This window comes from Citrobacter sp. wls711, from assembly GCF_005281055.1.
Classification (GTDB): domain Bacteria; phylum Pseudomonadota; class Gammaproteobacteria; order Enterobacterales; family Enterobacteriaceae; genus Citrobacter; species Citrobacter gillenii.
In genome coordinates this window covers 267,657-284,611 of sequence record NZ_SZXC01000007.1, presented here as the reverse complement: position 1 = coordinate 284,611, position 16,955 = coordinate 267,657, and the positions used below count along the sequence as shown (strand labels likewise).

General features: G+C 48.4%; 19 protein-coding genes. 7 read left to right on the top strand and 12 right to left on the bottom strand.

Annotated features, from left to right (window positions below; all coding sequences use genetic code 11):
* Positions 1 to 5 precede the first annotated feature (5 nt).
* Both FDW98_RS03290 and FDW98_RS03285 read right to left on the bottom strand, forming a co-directional pair.
* Entirely contained in the window at positions 6 to 1,214 is a 1,209-nt protein-coding gene (locus FDW98_RS03290; RefSeq protein WP_003847555.1) for an ImmA/IrrE family metallo-endopeptidase, read from the bottom strand.
* Positions 1,204 to 1,482: a type II toxin-antitoxin system HigB family toxin gene (locus tag FDW98_RS03285; RefSeq protein WP_003847553.1), complete on the bottom strand. Its 279-nt coding sequence runs from the start codon at positions 1,480 to 1,482 to the stop codon at positions 1,204 to 1,206. Before FDW98_RS03285 ends, FDW98_RS03290 begins: the two co-directional genes overlap by 11 nt.
* 351 nt (positions 1,483 to 1,833) lie before the next feature.
* Between FDW98_RS03285 and FDW98_RS03280 the strand changes: the two genes are divergently transcribed.
* Positions 1,834 to 2,415 (top strand): hypothetical protein, encoded by a 582-nt coding sequence (locus FDW98_RS03280; protein WP_003847551.1) that lies wholly within the window; start codon positions 1,834 to 1,836, stop codon positions 2,413 to 2,415.
* Positions 2,416 to 2,740: 325 nt separating this feature from the next.
* The gene (locus FDW98_RS03275; RefSeq protein ID WP_003847550.1) at positions 2,741 to 3,304 is read left to right on the top strand and encodes a recombinase family protein; all 564 of its coding nucleotides are present in this window, start codon (positions 2,741 to 2,743) and stop codon (positions 3,302 to 3,304) included.
* Positions 3,305 to 3,373: 69 nt separating this feature from the next.
* Here the strand turns inward: FDW98_RS03275 and FDW98_RS03270 are convergent, their stop codons facing one another.
* The 4 genes from FDW98_RS03270 to FDW98_RS23770 all read right to left on the bottom strand — a co-directional run bounded on the left by FDW98_RS03270 (position 3,374) and on the right by FDW98_RS23770 (position 5,220).
* Entirely contained in the window at positions 3,374 to 3,658 is a 285-nt protein-coding gene (locus tag FDW98_RS03270) for a hypothetical protein (protein ID WP_003847548.1), read from the bottom strand.
* Positions 3,659 to 4,123: 465 nt separating this feature from the next.
* On the bottom strand, positions 4,124 to 4,273 hold the full coding sequence (locus tag FDW98_RS23360; protein WP_170975191.1) for a hypothetical protein: 150 nt from the start codon (positions 4,271 to 4,273) through the stop codon (positions 4,124 to 4,126).
* Positions 4,270 to 4,761 (bottom strand): hypothetical protein, encoded by a 492-nt coding sequence (locus tag FDW98_RS03265; RefSeq protein WP_003847546.1) that lies wholly within the window; start codon positions 4,759 to 4,761, stop codon positions 4,270 to 4,272. The genes FDW98_RS23360 and FDW98_RS03265 overlap by 4 nt, the downstream gene beginning before the upstream one ends.
* Positions 4,762 to 4,857: 96 nt before the next feature.
* Positions 4,858 to 5,220 carry a helix-turn-helix domain-containing protein gene (locus tag FDW98_RS23770; protein ID WP_080627610.1) on the bottom strand — a complete coding sequence of 121 codons (363 nt, stop codon included), beginning with the start codon at positions 5,218 to 5,220 and terminating at the stop codon, positions 4,858 to 4,860.
* A gap of 953 nt (positions 5,221 to 6,173) precedes the next feature.
* On the opposite strand from FDW98_RS23770, the gene FDW98_RS03250 reads away from it, so the two are divergent.
* Positions 6,174 to 6,896: a hypothetical protein gene (locus tag FDW98_RS03250; protein WP_003847543.1), complete on the top strand. Its 723-nt coding sequence runs from the start codon at positions 6,174 to 6,176 to the stop codon at positions 6,894 to 6,896.
* A gap of 223 nt (positions 6,897 to 7,119) precedes the next feature.
* Here FDW98_RS03250 and FDW98_RS03245 read toward each other — a convergent pair whose 3' ends face one another.
* Positions 7,120 to 8,547, bottom strand: coding sequence for a PLP-dependent aminotransferase family protein (locus FDW98_RS03245; protein ID WP_096758046.1), 1,428 nt, complete (start codon positions 8,545 to 8,547; stop codon positions 7,120 to 7,122).
* 88 nt (positions 8,548 to 8,635) lie between these two features.
* Here FDW98_RS03245 and FDW98_RS03240 point away from each other — a divergent pair, with 88 nt between their 5' ends.
* Positions 8,636 to 9,247, top strand: a complete 612-nt coding sequence (locus FDW98_RS03240; protein WP_096758045.1) for a YitT family protein — start codon at positions 8,636 to 8,638, stop codon at positions 9,245 to 9,247.
* An 82-nt stretch (positions 9,248 to 9,329) separates the two neighbouring features.
* The gene (locus FDW98_RS03235) at positions 9,330 to 9,683 is read left to right on the top strand and encodes a DUF1428 domain-containing protein (protein WP_096758044.1); all 354 of its coding nucleotides are present in this window, start codon (positions 9,330 to 9,332) and stop codon (positions 9,681 to 9,683) included.
* A gap of 53 nt (positions 9,684 to 9,736) precedes the next feature.
* Here the strand turns inward: FDW98_RS03235 and FDW98_RS03230 are convergent, their stop codons facing one another.
* Positions 9,737 to 11,290, bottom strand: coding sequence for an EAL domain-containing protein (locus FDW98_RS03230; protein WP_096758043.1), 1,554 nt, complete (start codon positions 11,288 to 11,290; stop codon positions 9,737 to 9,739).
* A gap of 184 nt (positions 11,291 to 11,474) precedes the next feature.
* On the opposite strand from FDW98_RS03230, the gene FDW98_RS03225 reads away from it, so the two are divergent.
* Together FDW98_RS03225 and ykgO are read left to right on the top strand one after the other, a co-directional pair.
* Positions 11,475 to 11,735 (top strand): type B 50S ribosomal protein L31, encoded by a 261-nt coding sequence (locus FDW98_RS03225; protein WP_096758042.1) that lies wholly within the window; start codon positions 11,475 to 11,477, stop codon positions 11,733 to 11,735.
* A 1-nt stretch (position 11,736) separates the two neighbouring features.
* On the top strand, positions 11,737 to 11,877 hold the full coding sequence (gene ykgO, locus FDW98_RS03220) for a type B 50S ribosomal protein L36 (RefSeq protein ID WP_005125190.1): 141 nt from the start codon (positions 11,737 to 11,739) through the stop codon (positions 11,875 to 11,877).
* A gap of 73 nt (positions 11,878 to 11,950) precedes the next feature.
* Here ykgO and FDW98_RS03215 read toward each other — a convergent pair whose 3' ends face one another.
* The 4 genes from FDW98_RS03215 to acrB form a co-directional block, all read right to left on the bottom strand.
* Positions 11,951 to 12,424: a YlaC family protein gene (locus FDW98_RS03215; protein ID WP_096758041.1), complete on the bottom strand. Its 474-nt coding sequence runs from the start codon at positions 12,422 to 12,424 to the stop codon at positions 11,951 to 11,953.
* Positions 12,425 to 12,696: 272 nt separating this feature from the next.
* Positions 12,697 to 12,915, bottom strand: coding sequence for an HHA domain-containing protein (locus tag FDW98_RS03210; protein WP_002892050.1), 219 nt, complete (start codon positions 12,913 to 12,915; stop codon positions 12,697 to 12,699).
* A gap of 27 nt (positions 12,916 to 12,942) precedes the next feature.
* Complete coding sequence (gene tomB, locus FDW98_RS03205; RefSeq protein WP_096758040.1) at positions 12,943 to 13,317, bottom strand: Hha toxicity modulator TomB; 375 nt, start codon at positions 13,315 to 13,317, stop codon at positions 12,943 to 12,945.
* Between the two features lie 488 nt (positions 13,318 to 13,805).
* Entirely contained in the window at positions 13,806 to 16,955 is a 3,150-nt protein-coding gene (acrB, locus tag FDW98_RS03200; protein WP_096758039.1) for an efflux RND transporter permease AcrB, read from the bottom strand.

The window sequence follows — 16,955 nt, the reverse complement described above, 5'->3', positions numbered from 1 at the left end:
AGGTTTCAATTCACGTTTGAAGCGTCTAATATTCTACTTACTTCGCCTTGCCCTATGAGATCAGCAAACAGGCGGTAGTTACCACTTTCACGTCTTATTCTTCCAGCAATGATTGCCGGATTAATCTTCAGTTCCCTAGAAAGACAATCGATGGTTTCTTTAGACGGAGAAGAGTATGCATCACTTCTCTTCCAGACTGCCCTAGGTATAAATGCTTCCCTAGCAAGCCGATTTGCTTCAGATTCCTGCCTATCGTCAGAAGTAGCATCAATATCATCTAAAAATGTCTCTTCAGAATGAACGTGTTTCCATATATGAGCAACTTCATGGAGTAGTGTGAACCAAAAATTATCGAGACGGTCATGTCTCAATGTCAAACCAACAATCGGCATGCCGTCAATATCCTTTAATGCCGCTCCGTCTATGCGAGTGCCTTTTAAGCTTGGTTCAATAACAACGGCTATTCCATGTTTTTCAAGAAATTCAAGAGCAAGTAAGGGACCTGTTTCAAACCAGCTTAGTTGTGCCAAATCCCTCAAGAAGCTTGTAGAGAAAATTGCTGGGTCAAAGTTCCCAAGCAGATTTTTACGTTCACGTGCTCTCTGAACGACTCTACTAACCCATGCATAAAGAGCATATTTTGTTGAAGGAGAATACGCATCCCCAGAAAGGGTTCTCTTAAATGCGACATTACCTGTTTGCCAGCCAATTTGATTAATAAATCCTTTAATGAGTTCTTCTGTGGATTTTTTAATCGTATCACTAGCTTCAGAAATCCATCCCCTGCCGATCATCTCTTTTATCGGAAACTTAGACCAGTCAACATTATCATCACCTGTTTTGTTCTGATCAGCATTTATACCTATCAACGTATCAGTAGAAATGCCAAGTCCGATTGAAAGAGCTTTTATCATCGGAACGGTCAAAGGTCTTTTCCTTGACAAAATTTCAGAAACTCTACTTCTTGTTCCCAAATAGGGTACAAGATCAACTTGCTTTAACCCTTTCTCGTGCATACGGAACGTAATAGCATCGATTGGGTCTGGTGGCTCTATAGGATATTTAGAGTTCTCGTATGCTTCTACAAGTGTGATAAGTAACTCTAACTCCTCATTTTCATCAGTTCCAGGAGACGGCATCATAACCAATAACGAATGTATACGTTCCAAATACTCCTGATGCTGCCTATCTGTTCTAATTACTCTAATATCCATTATCATTACCCTTCACAGAGGTAACAAAAACCAACAACCGATTGAAATCAATGATCGTTTCAACATAAGAAGCACAGCAATCCACCTTAAAAACAAAGATTTGATCACCAATATTTTCTACTTTGGGAAAGTGCTTTTTCACTTCTTCCTTTGATTTCCAATTGCTTAAGCTTAGCTCTGTTGACCACGCATCAATCCAGTTTTTACTGGAAGGCTCATAGCGCTTAAGTTCTTCCAACTTATCTCTTCCGAGTAGCCGCATAGCCATACACTTTGTTCCTAATCTGGGAACATAATAATGTTCATCATCGATACTGTCAACCACTGTTCCCAAAAATGGAACATGGTGGCATTTTTTAACTCAATACCCACATATACCATACTGAGAATAAAAATTCATCAATGTAAAGAGCTACCTACGGACGCAAGAGAAAAATGTGAACACCACATTATGCTCCTACACACATCTCCTCGTTGTTCTCACTGCCGACTCATTGTTGAGTGTCCCCATGAAAATAATCTAGTCTTATCGATCGATAAAAATGATCGATAAGATCGAAATAATTCATAAAACTGGTTAAAGTGGGTGCCTGAAATTTTCACTTCACAGCATGAAAGGATGACGGCTTTGACCACTAACCAACTGAAAGACAATAATCTGTACTTCTATCTCTACATGGCAGCGCCGGTGGTGTTCCCTATAACCTTTTACTTCACGATGCATGAAAAGGTGGCCTATGCTGCGTTGTATGCGGTTTTGTTGTTCTGTGCTGTTTTTGACCAACGGGCGTTGGTGCGCTCTGGAGTTGAGTCCGAAACTCATATCGTGGGATCTGTGCTGAGGATTGTTATTTTGCCCCCCATCTATGTATACGCTCGCGCCAGAGACGCAGGGATGAAAAAATGGCGCTGGCTGTTAGCTTTCATCGCGATTACGCTGGGCTGTATTTTTATCAGCACAACCATCGATGATAACGAAGCCCTGAAGACATCGGCCTGCGAGATCACCACTTCGATATTCAAAGACAAAAATAGTGATGTTCAATGCCTTGCCGTAGAGGACGTAAAGAAAGTTTCAGATAAGCATTACCGGGCAAAAGCGGTGTTATCGAACGGGGTGGACATGCCGATCACCATCGAGGAACGTGACGACGATTATATTTATGTCACGCTGGCACCATTGAGTAACCTGCTTGATTGACAGACCTGGGGGAAGAAATTCCCCCAAATCCTACCCACTCCCGCGCCGCGAAGATTCCAGAAGTACCCCCTCCCGAAATTGCACACAGAAGAAAAATATCACAGTTGCATTCTCAGCACGGCCTAACGGATTTTCTCCGCTCGTAATAGACACGTTAGATATTTGGTAAATATCCATAGGGGTTATTGCTGGTGGTTACTGTCTCGTTTGAGTAGACACAATTGATACTTACTCTCCATGCTCAATGTTAGTATCTAAACACCGTTGTTATAACTCATATGATACTGTATCGTTAAAGCCATTAATAAGAGACTGGGCGGTGGACATGAAAACTTTCGGGTATGTGCGGGTAAGTAGCAAAGATCAGAATGAGGCGCGTCAAGTTGAAGTGCTGGCGACGAAGGCTGACGAAATTTTGATCGATAAAGCTAGCGGTAAGGATGCAGACAGGCCAGCTCTAAAAGAGCTAATGAGTAAAGTTCGCCCTGGCGACACAGTTCGAGTTAAAAGCGTTGACCGTCTGGCGCGTAATACCCGCGATCTGCTGGAAATTCTGGAGGAACTGACCACAAATGGTGTGAGAGTTGAGTTTATCGATAATCACATGGTGTTTGATGATTCGCCCACCAGCAAATTTATGATCACAATGCTCGGAGCCGTCGGTGAACTGGAGCGCTCTTTTATTCGTCAGCGCCAGAATGAAGGCATCAAGATCGCGCAGGCGAAAGGAGTATTCAAAGGGCGACAAAAAGACGACGAGACCCGCAGGAAGGTCGCTGAGTATTTGGCTAAGGGGACATACTCTAACGAAGAGATTTATAAGCTGGTGGGATGTGGGCGGGCTACGTTTTTCCGCATCAAAAAGGAACTAGCTGAAGCGCCGTTGTGATATTTTCTTCGACGAAAAACCGAACGCAGCATTGCTGCGTCGGTTGTATAATTGTCACATGGGGGCCAATTACTGATATCTGTTCCAGTTATCCACGAGCCATTGCCAGACATTCTTGTGACTACGCACGTCACCGGGCAGATGGTTCTTGATCAGCCTTTCTGCTTTGAGTGCTGGCGATTTGGTATCCCACTTACTTGCATGAGCTAAGCGGTTAAGGAACGAAAGAACCTCATACCCTTCATGGCGGTTAAGCAATGTACTATCCGGTTTTCCCGTTATACGCGGGTCATCGGGAGATAACGCTGACCATGCGTATTGAAATTGAAGGTCGCTTCTGTTTAAAAGTGCCATAAAACCTCCTGAGTAACAACTTCAAGTAGACGATATGTTCTTTTACGGGCTACTTCTTCGGATCGGAGTATACCCACCGACCCGATAGTATCGCCTTGCACCAAGTGAATGAATTTAATAAATCATGGCTTGTGATGCTTGCGGGAAAAGTTCTCTCAATATGTGAGAACGTGAGCTTCGCGATGTGTGGGGCTTTTTTGTCTGCATTTCAGCCATTTGATCCGGGAAAATCGAAAACCAGCCTCAGAGGCCGTGGACTGAATGGATTGAATATTTTCTCGCAGAGATGAGAATGATACGCTATATTTAAAAGTTAAACCGTGAGTGTGAAGGTAAAGCCCTGTTAAACGCAATGAGCGCCATTGTGAGCGCGTTTTGTGGTGTAGATAATACTTATCTGCCTATTATTTTCGAGGGCGTAGAGAGTGTTATATGAAGGATTTCGCGATCATAGCTTTTGTAACGTTATTGTAAAGTTGGATGTACCCGACGGTATTTTTCCGGGTTAGCGTCTGCAATCTCCTTTGCTTTCTGAATGGCTCGTTTCAATGCATCTTCGTCGATGACGGTAACGGGGCTCTCTTGCCCCTTGGTCTGGCTGGATTGCGCTGTCATGCTTTCACCATACCGAGGGCAGCCCTCAACTGGTCACGCATTGCAGCTTCTTCGGCAGCTGCTTGCTGAACTGCTTTCTGTTGTGCGTCCTGTGCTGCTTCATGTATCAGTTCGTCAATCTCACGCTCCATCGCTTTAAAAAGTTGATCGTGGTAAGCGTTGGAGACTCTGGAGCGTAGCGTCTTCAACTCCTCTTCGATCAAGGCCTCCGGTTTCTGCAACTTAACAGAAATCATCGCAGCATTGGAAAGCACTGAAGAATTAGCTGAAGGGCAAAACCGCCAGCCGTCTAGGATCAGGCTCTGGAGTTTAACCACCAGCCGCGCTGGAATGTCAGAAAACTGTTGTGTTCGGCTGTAGCGAGCTTCCGCATTATCAATTTGACGCTTTAGGGCCCCCGGATCTGGTTTGTACTTCGCTGCGATGTTGTCGAGATAAGTTTTCAATTCCGGCGAAATCTGGGCCTGTGATTTCTTTTTTGTAGTCATGTTGAAACTCCGTATCGGTAGTAAAGGGGCGTGGTTGCTCGCTGGCGCTGTTTGTATGCGTCAGTCTCAGCCGCTTTATGCGGTCATTTGGTTGTATCAGCAAGCGGCGTTGTAAGTCTGATTGCAAGTTGGGCAGAAGTTAGGGCGGTCTGCGAAAAGAAAATACCAACGACAGACGCTTGCGCGATCAACAATGAAATCGACTAGTCCGCAGTCAGCGAACATCGAAAGATTCCTGTGTGTTGTTGATAGCGGGAGTTCTATCTGTTTTGACAAGTCTGAAGCCGTAAGCGGGATCTGGGTTTGCTTCATGTGGTGAAGAAGATGGATTCTTGAAGTTGTCAGCGTTAGCCCGAAATCCTTCAGGGTTCTGACCAGCTCCTTACGTTCTTCTACCGATGGCAGAAAAAATGCTGGTGGTCTAAAGGGAAAGCACAAAATAACCTCTCTGTAAGTCATTCATCACATAAGTATTTTATCATATAAACGTAAAAAGATATACTAGTGGCATGCATTTTGCTTGACAATGATTTCAGAAAGTGGATAATGGCGGGTTAAAGTTCGGGGTGGCTTGAGGAGCGTTCGCTCACATCAGATAGCGAAGATGTGCCATAAAACGCCACAATATAGTATTCCTTCATTCCTTTTCGCCCATACTGGGTGATAGGAATAAAACGCCACAATAATATAAGAGACTTCGTTACTCTGTCTTTTCCTTCCTTCTCCAGGAATGAAAACTCACGTAACATCACCCATACGGGCTTCGGTCTCCTTGTATCTCGTTTCGACATTTATACACACTAACACTCATAATCTCGTCGAAACAAAAGCAAAAGAGTGAAAACCAACAGCAGGATGACTGGTGTCATCTGGATGGTTGTTTAGTTATTTACTTACGTCACTCCGTGACAACTCGGCTACGCCACTTTAGAAGATCTAATGGTAATGGTCTGCCCAGACGTGAACAGACTTGTCTGTCCATACCATAACCTTCATTTACCACTCTGTTACATCCCACAACATCAACAGGCTGATAGCCTGTCTCTGTGTGGTCTGTTCCAATCGTGGACTCAGGTAACCTAGCTGATACCCCGCTGTGTGTTTACATCATGGTACTGAAATTCCTTGCTGATGTTTACATCATTGGCTGTGCCAGCATGTGTGTGGAAAAGCGATTTAGATCGCTCTGTACGAGACCGAAAAATCGAATGGTGGTCAGCGCGACTGCAATCGTATGTTGGTCATTCTTATCGTATAAGCGTTAACGTCGTCTGGCGCACAGCGAGACATATCAAGCTACCGTAAACACGGTACTTTAAAACCAAATGCCATCCACAAAGGAAGGCCACATATCCTGATCGCTACCAGCGATAGCGGAGGATTACTTATGTCTATTTAAAAAGGAGAACAATATGGCGAGAACTAAGGGTGCTGTAGCAAAAGGGGTTGATAATACAGCTGTACGCATTTTCTTACGAGGGTATGGCTCTTTGGGGGAGTTGCCACGCATTGTGGAAGATTGTATCTGCGGTGCATTGGGGCAGGAAGAAGAGACAAGAAGGTTCAAGGGAGAGCGAATTCTTGCAATCTTAGAACAACTGGATCATATCGATACGCCAACAGTACATCGGCAGATGTGGGATTATAATATTTCTCAAGGTAAAAATACTGAGCCATCCAAACGGAACACGGAACGCATGACAAGGGTTCTAAGATGTGCTTCCAGGGCACTGTATCATCATTTGAAATTGTGTAACGGATTGTCGCGTGAAGACGAGGTGGTCCAGATTTCCGCTCCCGATCTCACGGTAGATGAGATCGAACATGCCCGTCGTTTGGCTCTGGCAGGTAAAATTGAAGCGTTCACACAATTTGTGAACTCTTGCAGGAGCGTGATCAAAAACTATGAGCCGCCAGTGTTCAAGTACATAGGGGAAAATGTGGTCGCTTTATCTTCTTGTACGGAGGTATCTTTAAGGACTGCGGTTAGTCGTCCGTATTATGGTTATGTTAAAAAAGCCGTAAAAGATGAACAGCCAGAAGACCTATTTACAGTCAAAGGCAGCAATACGAACCTCCAACCACTGATTGAAGAGGTTGGGCGATCCTACATGGTAGTGGAAAATGTAGCTTAGATGGAGTTTGGTCAAAAGCCATACAAAGCCGGGTCAGCCCCGGTTTTTTTGTGTCTGTCGCATGAGAAAACGGCTTACCAGTGTATACTTTTGGTGATACAAAATCATGGCCCCACCGCTTTTTAGTGCATTGAAATACATAGGTTTTGTTAGGAAAAGCTTAGCTGGCAGGGCCCCCACCCAATTCTGCCGTCCGGCAATCTCTTCCTCCTTTTCTCATCACTTAAATTATTTTACGTATTTTCCCATGACTTGCCTGTGAACGCAGAGTGTCCCAGATCGGCTGCAATGTGTTGAAGGCAGCGCGCATCGTGTCATCCGGCAGCGCGAAGGGCATGCGTAAGAAACGATCGAATGCACCCGCTAACCCAAAGCGCGTTCCGGTACCTAACTGAATACCGGCGCTGTCGGCGCGAGTGGCAAACAGCGTCGCCAGCGTATCGGGCAATTCTACCCAGAAAGATAACCCGCCCTGCGGTTGGGTAAATTGCCATTCCGGGAAATGCGATCGCATCAGGGTATGGCACTGGTCGCGTCTGGCGGTGAGCAGTTGTCTTCTGTCCGGGAGAAACTGCGCGGCGTTATCCAGCAGCCAGCCGGTAGCGAGCTGTTCCAGCACCGGTGAGCCTAAATCGAACGTGTCGCGGGTTTGCACCAGTGCGGCAATAGTCCGTGATGACGCCCGCACCCAGCCAAGACGTAATCCTCCCCAGAAACTTTTACCGGCAGACCCCAACATAATGATGGGTGCATCGCGATTGAAGGCGGCGAGCGGTGGTGGTGGCGGGGCGTCATACCACAGATTGACCATTGTTTCGTCCACCACCAGCGTGGTGTGCGTTTTGGCGGCGATATCGGCCACCACCTGGCGTGTGGCGGCGTCCATGCAACGTCCGGTAGGATTGTGAAAATCCGGCATCAGGTAGGCCATGCGTGGGGCGGTTTGTGCGATGGTGGCGACAAGACCCGCGGTATCCCACCCCTGTTCGGGCAGCGACACCCCCACCGGTCGGCAGGAGGCCCCCTGAATCGCCGCAATAGCGAGCGGGTAAGTGGGATGATCAACCACTACGCGATCGCCTGGACCGGTAAGCAACCGCAGGATCAGCGCCAGCCCGCTGACTGCACCATTGACCACCATAACCTCATCCGGCTGCGTGGGTAATCCGCGTTCGCAGTAATGCCGGGCAATGGATTCGCGCAAAGACGGTAGCCCCTGGGGCAGATACCCGGAACTTAACAGATGCTGCGGTATGGCAAACAGCGCCTGCTGGTAAGCCTGATGAATTTCGGGACCCGCGCTGAGCGCGGCGGTGGACAGATCGAGTGCGGTACCGGTGACGGTACGCGTCGGTACATGGCGAATATGTTCCGGCAGGATCACCCGTGAGCCGCTACCCTGGCGGCTTTCCAGATATCCTTCTTCCCGCAGCTGTGCCATTGCGCTGGCGATAGTTGTTCGGCTGACTTCCAGCACCGTAGCAAGTTCGCGCTCGCCGGGAAGCCGGCTATCCAGCGCCAGCCGGCCATCCAGTATCAGCAGACGCAAGGCTTCGGCCAGCTGTCGCCAGATTGGGGTACGTGAGGGACTCTCCTGCCAGTGCCCGAGCAGGCGCTGGAGAGACTGACTTCCATAACGGCGAGATGACATTGCAGTCCACTTTTTGGAAACTGGTCATTAATCATAGTGCCAATTGCGTTGAAGATGAAGACTGTCTGCGCGGGGAGAGGAGAAAAGCATGTTGCGTCGTTTACTGCAATTGTTTATCGGGCTGACGCTTTACGGCGTGTCGACGGCGATGTTTGTGCGTGCGGATTTAGGCGCTGATCCCTGGAACGTTTTTCATCTGGGTGTGGCAAATCTGTTGTCGATGAACATCGGCTTGGTGATTATTGTCGTGGGCGTATTGGTCCTGTTGGCATGGATCCCACTACGCCAGCGTCCGGGGTTTGGCACATTGAGTAATGTCATTATGATTGGGCTGGCGGCTGATGTGGCGCTGATGGTAATCCCGGGATTTGAATCCCTGTTTGCCTGCAGCGGTCTGTTGGTATCTGCGGTGATACTGAACGCCTTAGCGACCAGTCTGTATATCGGTGCGGGGTTCGGTGCTGGCCCACGTGATGGTCTGATGACCGGCATTCACGCGCGTACTGGTTGGCCGGTGAGGCGAATTCGAACGGCCATCGAAGTGTCGGTGTTGCTTATTGGTTGGCTACTCGGGGGAACCCTGGGCGTTGGTACGGTGCTGTATGCACTGGCGATTGGTCCGCTCATTCAGCTTTGTCTGCCGTGGTTTCGGCATCAGCCGCAGTCACGTGTTCGGGTTCGGAATGAACCTACGGCATGATCGCGGGCTGACGACTAAACTTAATCTCGACTGACGCGGCCAGAATTGGCTTGCCGCGCAGTAAACTTCGGAGGCTTTTCTCATGAAGTATGTTGATGGTTTTGTGGTTGCCGTACCCGCTGAAAACAAGGAGGCGTATATCGCGATGGCGGCAAAAGCGGCTCCGCTTTTCAAGGAGTTCGGTGCATTGCGCGTGGTGGAATGCTGGGCAGACGATGTCCCTGACGGCAAATTGACCGATTTTCACATGGCGGTAAAAGCGCAGGATCATGAAGAAGTGGTATTCAGCTGGATTGAGTATCCTTCAAAAGAAGTCCGTGACGCGGCGAATCAGAAGATGATGTCCGATCCCCGAATGAAGGAATTTGGCGAATCGATGCCCTTTGATGGCAAGCGCATGATCTACGGTGGATTCTCGCCCATTATGGATGACTGACGTGACTGGCTGTGCGGCGTGCCGCCAGCCATCTCAATCTTTTCGCATGTCGGCTACAGTCGTGTCTCCGCCCACAGGATAAACTCTGCCTTTGGCAATGCCTTACTGTATAGCCAGCCTTGGCCGTACTGCACGCCATGCTGTCGTAGCCACTCTTCCTGATTTTTCGTCTCAATACCTTCTGCCACCATTTCCAGCTTCAGCGTTTTTGCGATCTCGATAATATGCGGCGTCACGTTGTTGTATCCCAACGCATCCACGAACGATTTGTCGATCTTCAGAATATCGACATCCAGATCCTGCAAGTAACTGAGACTGGAATAACCGGTGCCAAAATCATCAATGTAAATCGAATGGCCGGCCTGGCGGTACTTGGCGATGAACGGAGCGCTGGTTTTCGGATCGGCAAAGGCGCGTTCTGTGAGTTCGAGTGCAATTTGCGACGGGTTTATCTGATAGTGATTCACCTTCCGGCTGAGCAGACCTGGCAGCGTTTCTGATGTCAGATTATCGGCTTCAAGATTGATGGAGATATGCTGCTCCGGATGGTGATGAAGCCATTTGCCCAGATCGTCAAACACGCTTTCGATAATCAGGCGAGTGAGAGGGGTTGTCAGGCCGGTCTGCTGTGCCAGCGCGACGAAAATCTCTGGTGAGAGAAAACTGCCATCGGGCTGCGGCCAACGGGCCAGCGCTTCGGCACCTACCACTTTCCCGGTACGAAGAGAAATGATCGGCTGATAGTACACCTTAATTTCACGGCGCTGGATAGCCTCCTGCAACTGATGATGGGGAGACTGCAAACGACGTAACATACGCAGAACAAAGGCGGCGGTCAGCAGACCGATAAGAATTCCCGCCGGGAGCCAGATAAGCGCCTGTCGGTGCCATATTTTTTTTAGCGGCAGCGTAGATGCCCAACTGACGACGGTAATACCTAATGCAGGGAAGGGACGAGCGTTGTAAATAACGCCCTCTTTTTGCAAATGCGTAGTGGCATTATCTTGTTGAAAATTTTGCAAAATATCTTCGGGTAGCGTTCCGCTACTGGTGACAATCCTGCTTTTATCGGCGCCAATAATGGCGACATCAATCGGCCACGAACCAAACGGAACAACGTCAATGAACGTGGCGGGATCGACCATCACCACATAGTTTTCGCTGCCTAATGCAGCCATAAAACGCTGGATACCTAAGTCGTTCTCCGTGGTTAACCAGGCACGGTAGCCATCCTCGGTGACTTTCATCGCCGCAGGGAAGGCGACAGCACGGCTTTTATTCTCGAGGGAAGAGCATTGCGGGACGTTGTCCTTAAGGTACACCACTTCCTGAATGTAACGATAGCTGTATGACAAACGACGCATTTCCAGTAAATGTTCCGTTCCGCAAGGTTCTCCCTTGAAGGTCTCAATCTGGCGTAATGCTTTTTTCGCCTGCTCGCCGACCCTTTCTGTGCGCAAAGCAACCCGGCTGGTGTAAGAATCAAGCTCGTCCATAAATTTAGTTTCAACCTGACGATACGCCAGCCACAGACTCAAACCCACTGGCGCAAGGATGGACAGAATCAGTATTCCGGTCACCAGGCCGATCAAATGTCGTGTTGTCACAGTGATATCCTTATTTACACAGCGTAGGGAAAGTATATCCGAAAGTGAAAAATCTATTCGAATGACCTAATAGATTTAAGAGGGGTATTTCCAGATTAATTACCCACTGTGTAAATGAGGTTGAGCCAGGGACGAGAGTAGTGTACTTTGTTGTTATGTTATAATGTAACAATTAGAGGTTGCAATGAAACCGGATATCCATCCTTTTTATCGTACTGTGGTATTCCACGACACCAGTGCCAATGAGTACTTTAAGGTCGGTTCGACCATCAAAACGGAACGTGAGATTGAGTTTGAGGGGAAAACGTATCCCTACGTGACCCTTGATATTTCGTCTAAATCACACCCGTACTACACCGGGAAGCAGAAGACGTTCGACAACGAAGGCAGTGCGGCGCGCTTCCAGAAACGTTTTGGCCATTTTATTGGCACTAAGCGAGGTTAACATGCAGGTTCTTAATTCACTTCGAAGTGCCAAACAGCGCCATCCTGACTGTCAGATAGTCAAACGCAAAGGGCGTTTGTATGTTATCTGCAAAACGAATCCGCGATTTAAAGCGGTGCAGGGCAGGAAGAAAAGACGTTAGACATTTTGCCAACATTTCAGGGAAACCAGTGCGTGCCTGCGGGTACGCACTTTTTTATTGGCTGTTAGGCAAGCTACTGACCGGCAGCTTCTGCGCGAGTTAGCGTGAAGACGTCGTAGAAAGAGAGCTCGCCTTTCCGCGCCATCATTTTTTGCAATTGGGCTTTACGTTCACCATCCACCCGCGGTGAATGCAGAATGGTCTCGATAAGCGCTGGCGGAACAAAACGGGTGTTATACCATTCGCCGTTATAGCAGACTCTGAAGTCCAGCACGTCGATGTCTTCGAAACGGTAACGCGGCGCGACGTCAAAAAAGAAAAAACCATTGAGGATGACAAACAATACCACCAGCAGCCACACCGAATCGACCAGCGTTTCTGATTGCAGCATAACCGCCAGCGTGGCGAACCAGGCGACATACATGCCAATAAACAGTCCCGGATACTTGCGAATGAAGCTGATGCTAAAGCGCGGTCTGTTATCGCGCTTTTCGCGCACATTTAAGTCGTCAATTGTTTCGGTGAGCAGGCGCTGTATTTCTGTCATCTCTTGCCTTCGTGATGTCTTCAATATTCAGGTGGGATCGACCCATTTTAAGAGGGGATAGTGCCTGAAAAAAGTAACAGATTAACCACAATTTAGCATAACAGTTACATTTGAACGTATAGCGTTTTGATGAGGCGCTCAGAGGAAACGTTCCCTTTGTCTCGTTGTGACCGCAGTCACCTGATTTGAATTAAATAACTATTGCAAATATGAGGAGGTGGTCAGCCAGACAAACAAATCTAACGCGATACCTGACTTAACCTCGTGAACAATTAGCGAATAAATTTCCAAACGGAAGTTGGAATCTTGTCGTACAGCTTATTCATCGTCAATTCAGCAAGGCGATGATCTGCTGCTGAGTAAAATACAGCCAGTTCATTGTCGGACAATTCATATTTATTTTTCTCAATAACACGCTCAAGCGTGTCAATTGTCTGGCAGCGTCGCAGGCGCATCAAATAATCTGTTTTAGTTAATGGTTTATCAGACATAACTCTTACCTATGATTGTAATATTTTTTAACAAGACAAACTAACAGGATTAGCCCTGGTGGCGTTGACAAAACAGCGAAACAGTCGACTTCCGGACTTTCGCCATTTCTGCAAATCCTGCGTATTAATACCATAATTGCTGAACAACATAAAAGTGTCATCCAGGTATTCATCAATCTGCGCAATCAGCTTATTGTCCTCATTGTACTTAATTTTATAATTAAGTGCGAAGGTTGCAATATGCTCTATCAGTTCGTTGAGCTGCAGGCTGGTTGCTGAAGTCGGGTCATTAACCCAGCCATGGTTGCTTTGTTCAAGGTTTGCAAGACAGTCATGATACAAGGTTTCGCAGAGAAATTTAAGCTGCGCGATATCATGCCGTTTGGGTGAGTACTCGTCCATAGCGCATCCCCTTCTTAGTGGTTTAAACTAACCGAACACCTTCGGGGTGGATACAACAAACTACCTGAAACTTGCCCATGACGCCTGATGATTTAACTATAATCTACTCTAAAAAAGATTTCATCGTCATATCATGAAAAATTACAATTGCGTAAAATTATGATGTGGCACCGTTTTTACATTTTACCTGAAAAATGAAGGTATTCGGAATGGAACAACTTCTTTATTGTTCGGGCAATCATCAGGTTAACGGAGTTAGCTTTAGCAATCAAAGGTAACCTCTAACAATGTAGGTTGAAGGTTAGGAATAATCTTAATATCTATTTAGGTAAAATAAGAAACCTCAAGAATTCTTAAGAATAGCCTCTAAATCTACGGGGATTATATCGCTTATTCACTCGGCAGAAAATAAACGTAATCACAATAAGTGATTTTTATGATTTTTCCAGAAAAAAGGCCGCTTGCGCGGCCTTTTCATTAGCGATGAATCAATGGTGATCAACCGGGTGGCTGTGTTCAACATCTTCATTCTTGCGGCTAAAGCGGCGGCGAACCACCACAAAGAACACCGGAACGAAGAAGATAGCCAGTACGGTTGCTGTAACCATCCCGCCCATTACGCCAGTACCAACGGCGTTCTGCGCGCCACTCCCTGCGCCGGAGCTGATAACCAACGGCATAACGCCAAGAATAAAGGCCAGCGAGGTCATCAGGATCGGACGTAAACGCATACGAACGGCATCCAGCGTCGCCTCGATCAACCCTTTACCCTCTTTATCCATCAAGTCTTTGGCGAATTCGACGATCAATATCGCGTTCTTCGCCGACAACCCAATGGTTGTGAGCAGACCTACCTGGAAGTAAACGTCGTTAGTTAATCCGCGGAACGTCGCGGCCAGCAACGCACCGATAACCCCCAGCGGAACCACCAGCATAACGGAGAACGGAATTGACCAGCTCTCGTACAGTGCTGCCAGACACAGGAAGACGACGATCAGTGAAATGGCATACAGGGCCGGAGCCTGGTTGCCAGACAGTCGTTCCTGATAGGACATCCCGGTCCAGTCATAGCCGATACCGGACGGCAGTTTGCTTGCCAGTTGCTCCATCATTGCCATGGCTTCACCGGTACTTTTACCCGGTGCGGCCTGGCCTAAGATTTCCATGGAAGGCAGACCGTTATAGCGTTCCAGTCGCGGTGAACCATATTCCCAACGTGAGGTAGAGAAGGCGGAGAACGGTACCATTTGTCCATCGCTACCGCGAACGTACCAGTTTCCAATATCTTCCGGCAACATACGGTATTCCGCTTCAGACATGACGTAAACTTTCTTCACACGACCGCGGTCGATGAAGTCGTTCACGTAGCTTCCGCCCCATGCTGCACCCAGCGTTGTATTAATATCACTAATGGAAACGCCCAGCGCCTGCGCTTTTTCCTGATCGATATCGATCTTGAACTGCGGCGTATCTTCCAGGCCATTAGGACGAACACCGACCAACAGATCCGGATGCTTGGCCACTTCACCAAACAGCTGGTTACGCGCCTGTGTTAGTTTGTCATGGCCCAAACCACCCTGGTCAATCAACTGGAAGTCAAAACCAGTTGCGGTACCCAGTTCGACAATCGCGGGTAGGTTAAAGGCGAAGACCATCGCATCTTTAATCTTCGAGAACGCCCCCATCGCGCGAGCGGTGATTGCCTCGACCTTGTTCTCATCACCCGGACGTTCGCTCCAGTCTTTTAACGACACGAAGGCAATACCGGTGTTCTGACCGCGTCCCGCAAAACCGAAGCCGTTAACGGCAAATACCGATTCAACGTTATTTTTTTCTTTGGTCAGATAGTAATCCGTCATTTCGTCCAGCACCTTCTGGGTACGCTCTTGCGTAGCACCTGCAGGTAGCTGAGCCATGGACAGGAATACCCCCTGGTCTTCATCCGGCAAGAAGGAGCTTGGCAGGCGAACGAACAGATAAGCCATACCGACGACAATGATCAGATACAGCGCCAGATAACGACCCGTACTGCGCAGAATGCCGCCAACGCTGTCGGTATAGTGGTTGGTGCTCTTATCGAACATGCGGTTAAACCAGCCGAAGAAGCCTTTTTTGCCTTCTCCGTGATCGCCCTTAGCGATCGGTTTGAGCATGGTGGCACAAAGAGCCGGCGTCAGAATCAACGCCACCAGTACTGACAACGCCATTGCAGAAACAATGGTGATGGAGAACTGACGGTAGATTGCCCCGGTAGATCCGCCGAAGAAGGCCATCGGGATAAATACCGCTGACAGCACCATCGCGATGCCCACCAGTGCGCCCTGAATCTGGCCCATTGATTTACGCGTCGCTTCTTTCGGCGGCAGACCTTCCTCCGCCATAACGCGCTCAACGTTCTCGACCACCACGATGGCGTCATCCACCAACAGGCCGATGGCGAGCACCATCCCGAACATCGTCAGGGTGTTTATCGAGAAGCCGAAAATGGCCAGCACTGCAAAGGTACCCAGCAAAACCACCGGTACGGCAATGGTCGGAATCAGCGTCGCGCGGAAGTTCTGCAGGAACAGATACATAACCAGGAACACGAGGATGATTGCTTCCACCAGCGTTTTCACCACTTCGTGAATTGAGATTTTCACGAACGGCGTGGTGTCATACGGGTAAACAATTTTCAGGCCGGATGGGAAGAACGGCTCCATCTTCGCCAGTTCAGCGCGGATGGCGCTAGCGGTATCCAGGGCGTTAGCACCTGTCGCCAGTTTGATACCCAGACCGGAAGCCGGTTTGCCGTTAAACTTCGCAATGATGTCGTAGTTTTCGCCACCCAACTCCACTTTCGCCACGTCACGCAGACGAACCTGAGAACCGTCCTGATTCACTTTCAGCAGAATTTTGCTGAATTCATCGGCAGAGGTCAGACGGGTTTGCGCGATGATTGACGCGTTAAGCTGCTGGCCTTTCACCGGTGGCGTACCACCTAACTGACCGGCTGCAACCTGGGCGTTCTGCGCTTTAATGGCGTTGATCACATCAACCGGCGTCAGCTGGAAGTTGTTCAGTTTGTTCGGATCCATCCAGATACGCATTGCGTACTGGGAACCGAACAGCTGAACGTCACCCACACCTGAAGTACGGCTGATGGCGTCCTTCATGTTAGCGCCCACGTAGTCTGAAATATCTTCCTGGGTCATGGTGCCGTTGGTGTTGATAACACCGACAACCATCAGGAAGCTACTTGAAGACTTCTCTACGCTAACCCCTTGTTGTTGAACTTCCTGAGGCAGTAACGGCATCGCCAGCTGCAGTTTGTTCTGTACCTGCACCTGTGCGATATCCGCATCCGTACCTGACTGGAAGGTAAGGGTGATCTGCACGGTACCCGTGGAGTCACTGTTGGAGGACATGTACATCAGGTTATCGATACCGTTCATATTCTGTTCGATAACCTGCGTAACAGTATCCTGTACTGTTTTCGCATCAGCGCCAGGGTAAGTCGCGGAGATCGTCACTGCAGGCGGTGCAATAGTTGGATATTGCGCTACCGGCAATTTGAGGATCGCGAGCCCCCCTGCCAACATGATGATAATGGCGATCACCCACGCAAATATGGGGCGATCGATAAAGAAATTAGGCAT

Excerpts from the sequence above, each read along its gene's own strand:
- FDW98_RS03290 (WP_003847555.1), bottom strand. The coding sequence starts at position 1,214 with ATGGATATTAGAGTAATTAGAACAGATAGGCAGCATCAGGAGTATTTG.
- FDW98_RS03285 (WP_003847553.1), bottom strand. The coding sequence starts at position 1,482 with ATGGCTATGCGGCTACTCGGAAGAGATAAGTTGGAAGAACTTAAGCGC.
- FDW98_RS03280 (WP_003847551.1), top strand. The coding sequence starts at position 1,834 with ATGACGGCTTTGACCACTAACCAACTGAAAGACAATAATCTGTACTTC.
- FDW98_RS03275 (WP_003847550.1), top strand. The coding sequence starts at position 2,741 with ATGAAAACTTTCGGGTATGTGCGGGTAAGTAGCAAAGATCAGAATGAG.
- FDW98_RS03270 (WP_003847548.1), bottom strand. The coding sequence starts at position 3,658 with ATGGCACTTTTAAACAGAAGCGACCTTCAATTTCAATACGCATGGTCA.
- FDW98_RS23360 (WP_170975191.1), bottom strand. The coding sequence starts at position 4,273 with ATGACAGCGCAATCCAGCCAGACCAAGGGGCAAGAGAGCCCCGTTACC.
- FDW98_RS03265 (WP_003847546.1), bottom strand. The coding sequence starts at position 4,761 with ATGACTACAAAAAAGAAATCACAGGCCCAGATTTCGCCGGAATTGAAA.
- FDW98_RS23770 (WP_080627610.1), bottom strand. The coding sequence starts at position 5,220 with ATGACTTACAGAGAGGTTATTTTGTGCTTTCCCTTTAGACCACCAGCA.
- FDW98_RS03250 (WP_003847543.1), top strand. The coding sequence starts at position 6,174 with ATGGCGAGAACTAAGGGTGCTGTAGCAAAAGGGGTTGATAATACAGCT.
- FDW98_RS03245 (WP_096758046.1), bottom strand. The coding sequence starts at position 8,547 with ATGTCATCTCGCCGTTATGGAAGTCAGTCTCTCCAGCGCCTGCTCGGG.
- FDW98_RS03240 (WP_096758045.1), top strand. The coding sequence starts at position 8,636 with ATGTTGCGTCGTTTACTGCAATTGTTTATCGGGCTGACGCTTTACGGC.
- FDW98_RS03235 (WP_096758044.1), top strand. The coding sequence starts at position 9,330 with ATGAAGTATGTTGATGGTTTTGTGGTTGCCGTACCCGCTGAAAACAAG.
- FDW98_RS03225 (WP_096758042.1), top strand. The coding sequence starts at position 11,475 with ATGAAACCGGATATCCATCCTTTTTATCGTACTGTGGTATTCCACGAC.
- ykgO (WP_005125190.1), top strand. The coding sequence starts at position 11,737 with ATGCAGGTTCTTAATTCACTTCGAAGTGCCAAACAGCGCCATCCTGAC.
- FDW98_RS03215 (WP_096758041.1), bottom strand. The coding sequence starts at position 12,424 with ATGACAGAAATACAGCGCCTGCTCACCGAAACAATTGACGACTTAAAT.
- FDW98_RS03210 (WP_002892050.1), bottom strand. The coding sequence starts at position 12,915 with ATGTCTGATAAACCATTAACTAAAACAGATTATTTGATGCGCCTGCGA.
- tomB (WP_096758040.1), bottom strand. The coding sequence starts at position 13,317 with ATGGACGAGTACTCACCCAAACGGCATGATATCGCGCAGCTTAAATTT.
- acrB (WP_096758039.1), bottom strand. The coding sequence starts at position 16,955 with ATGCCTAATTTCTTTATCGATCGCCCCATATTTGCGTGGGTGATCGCC.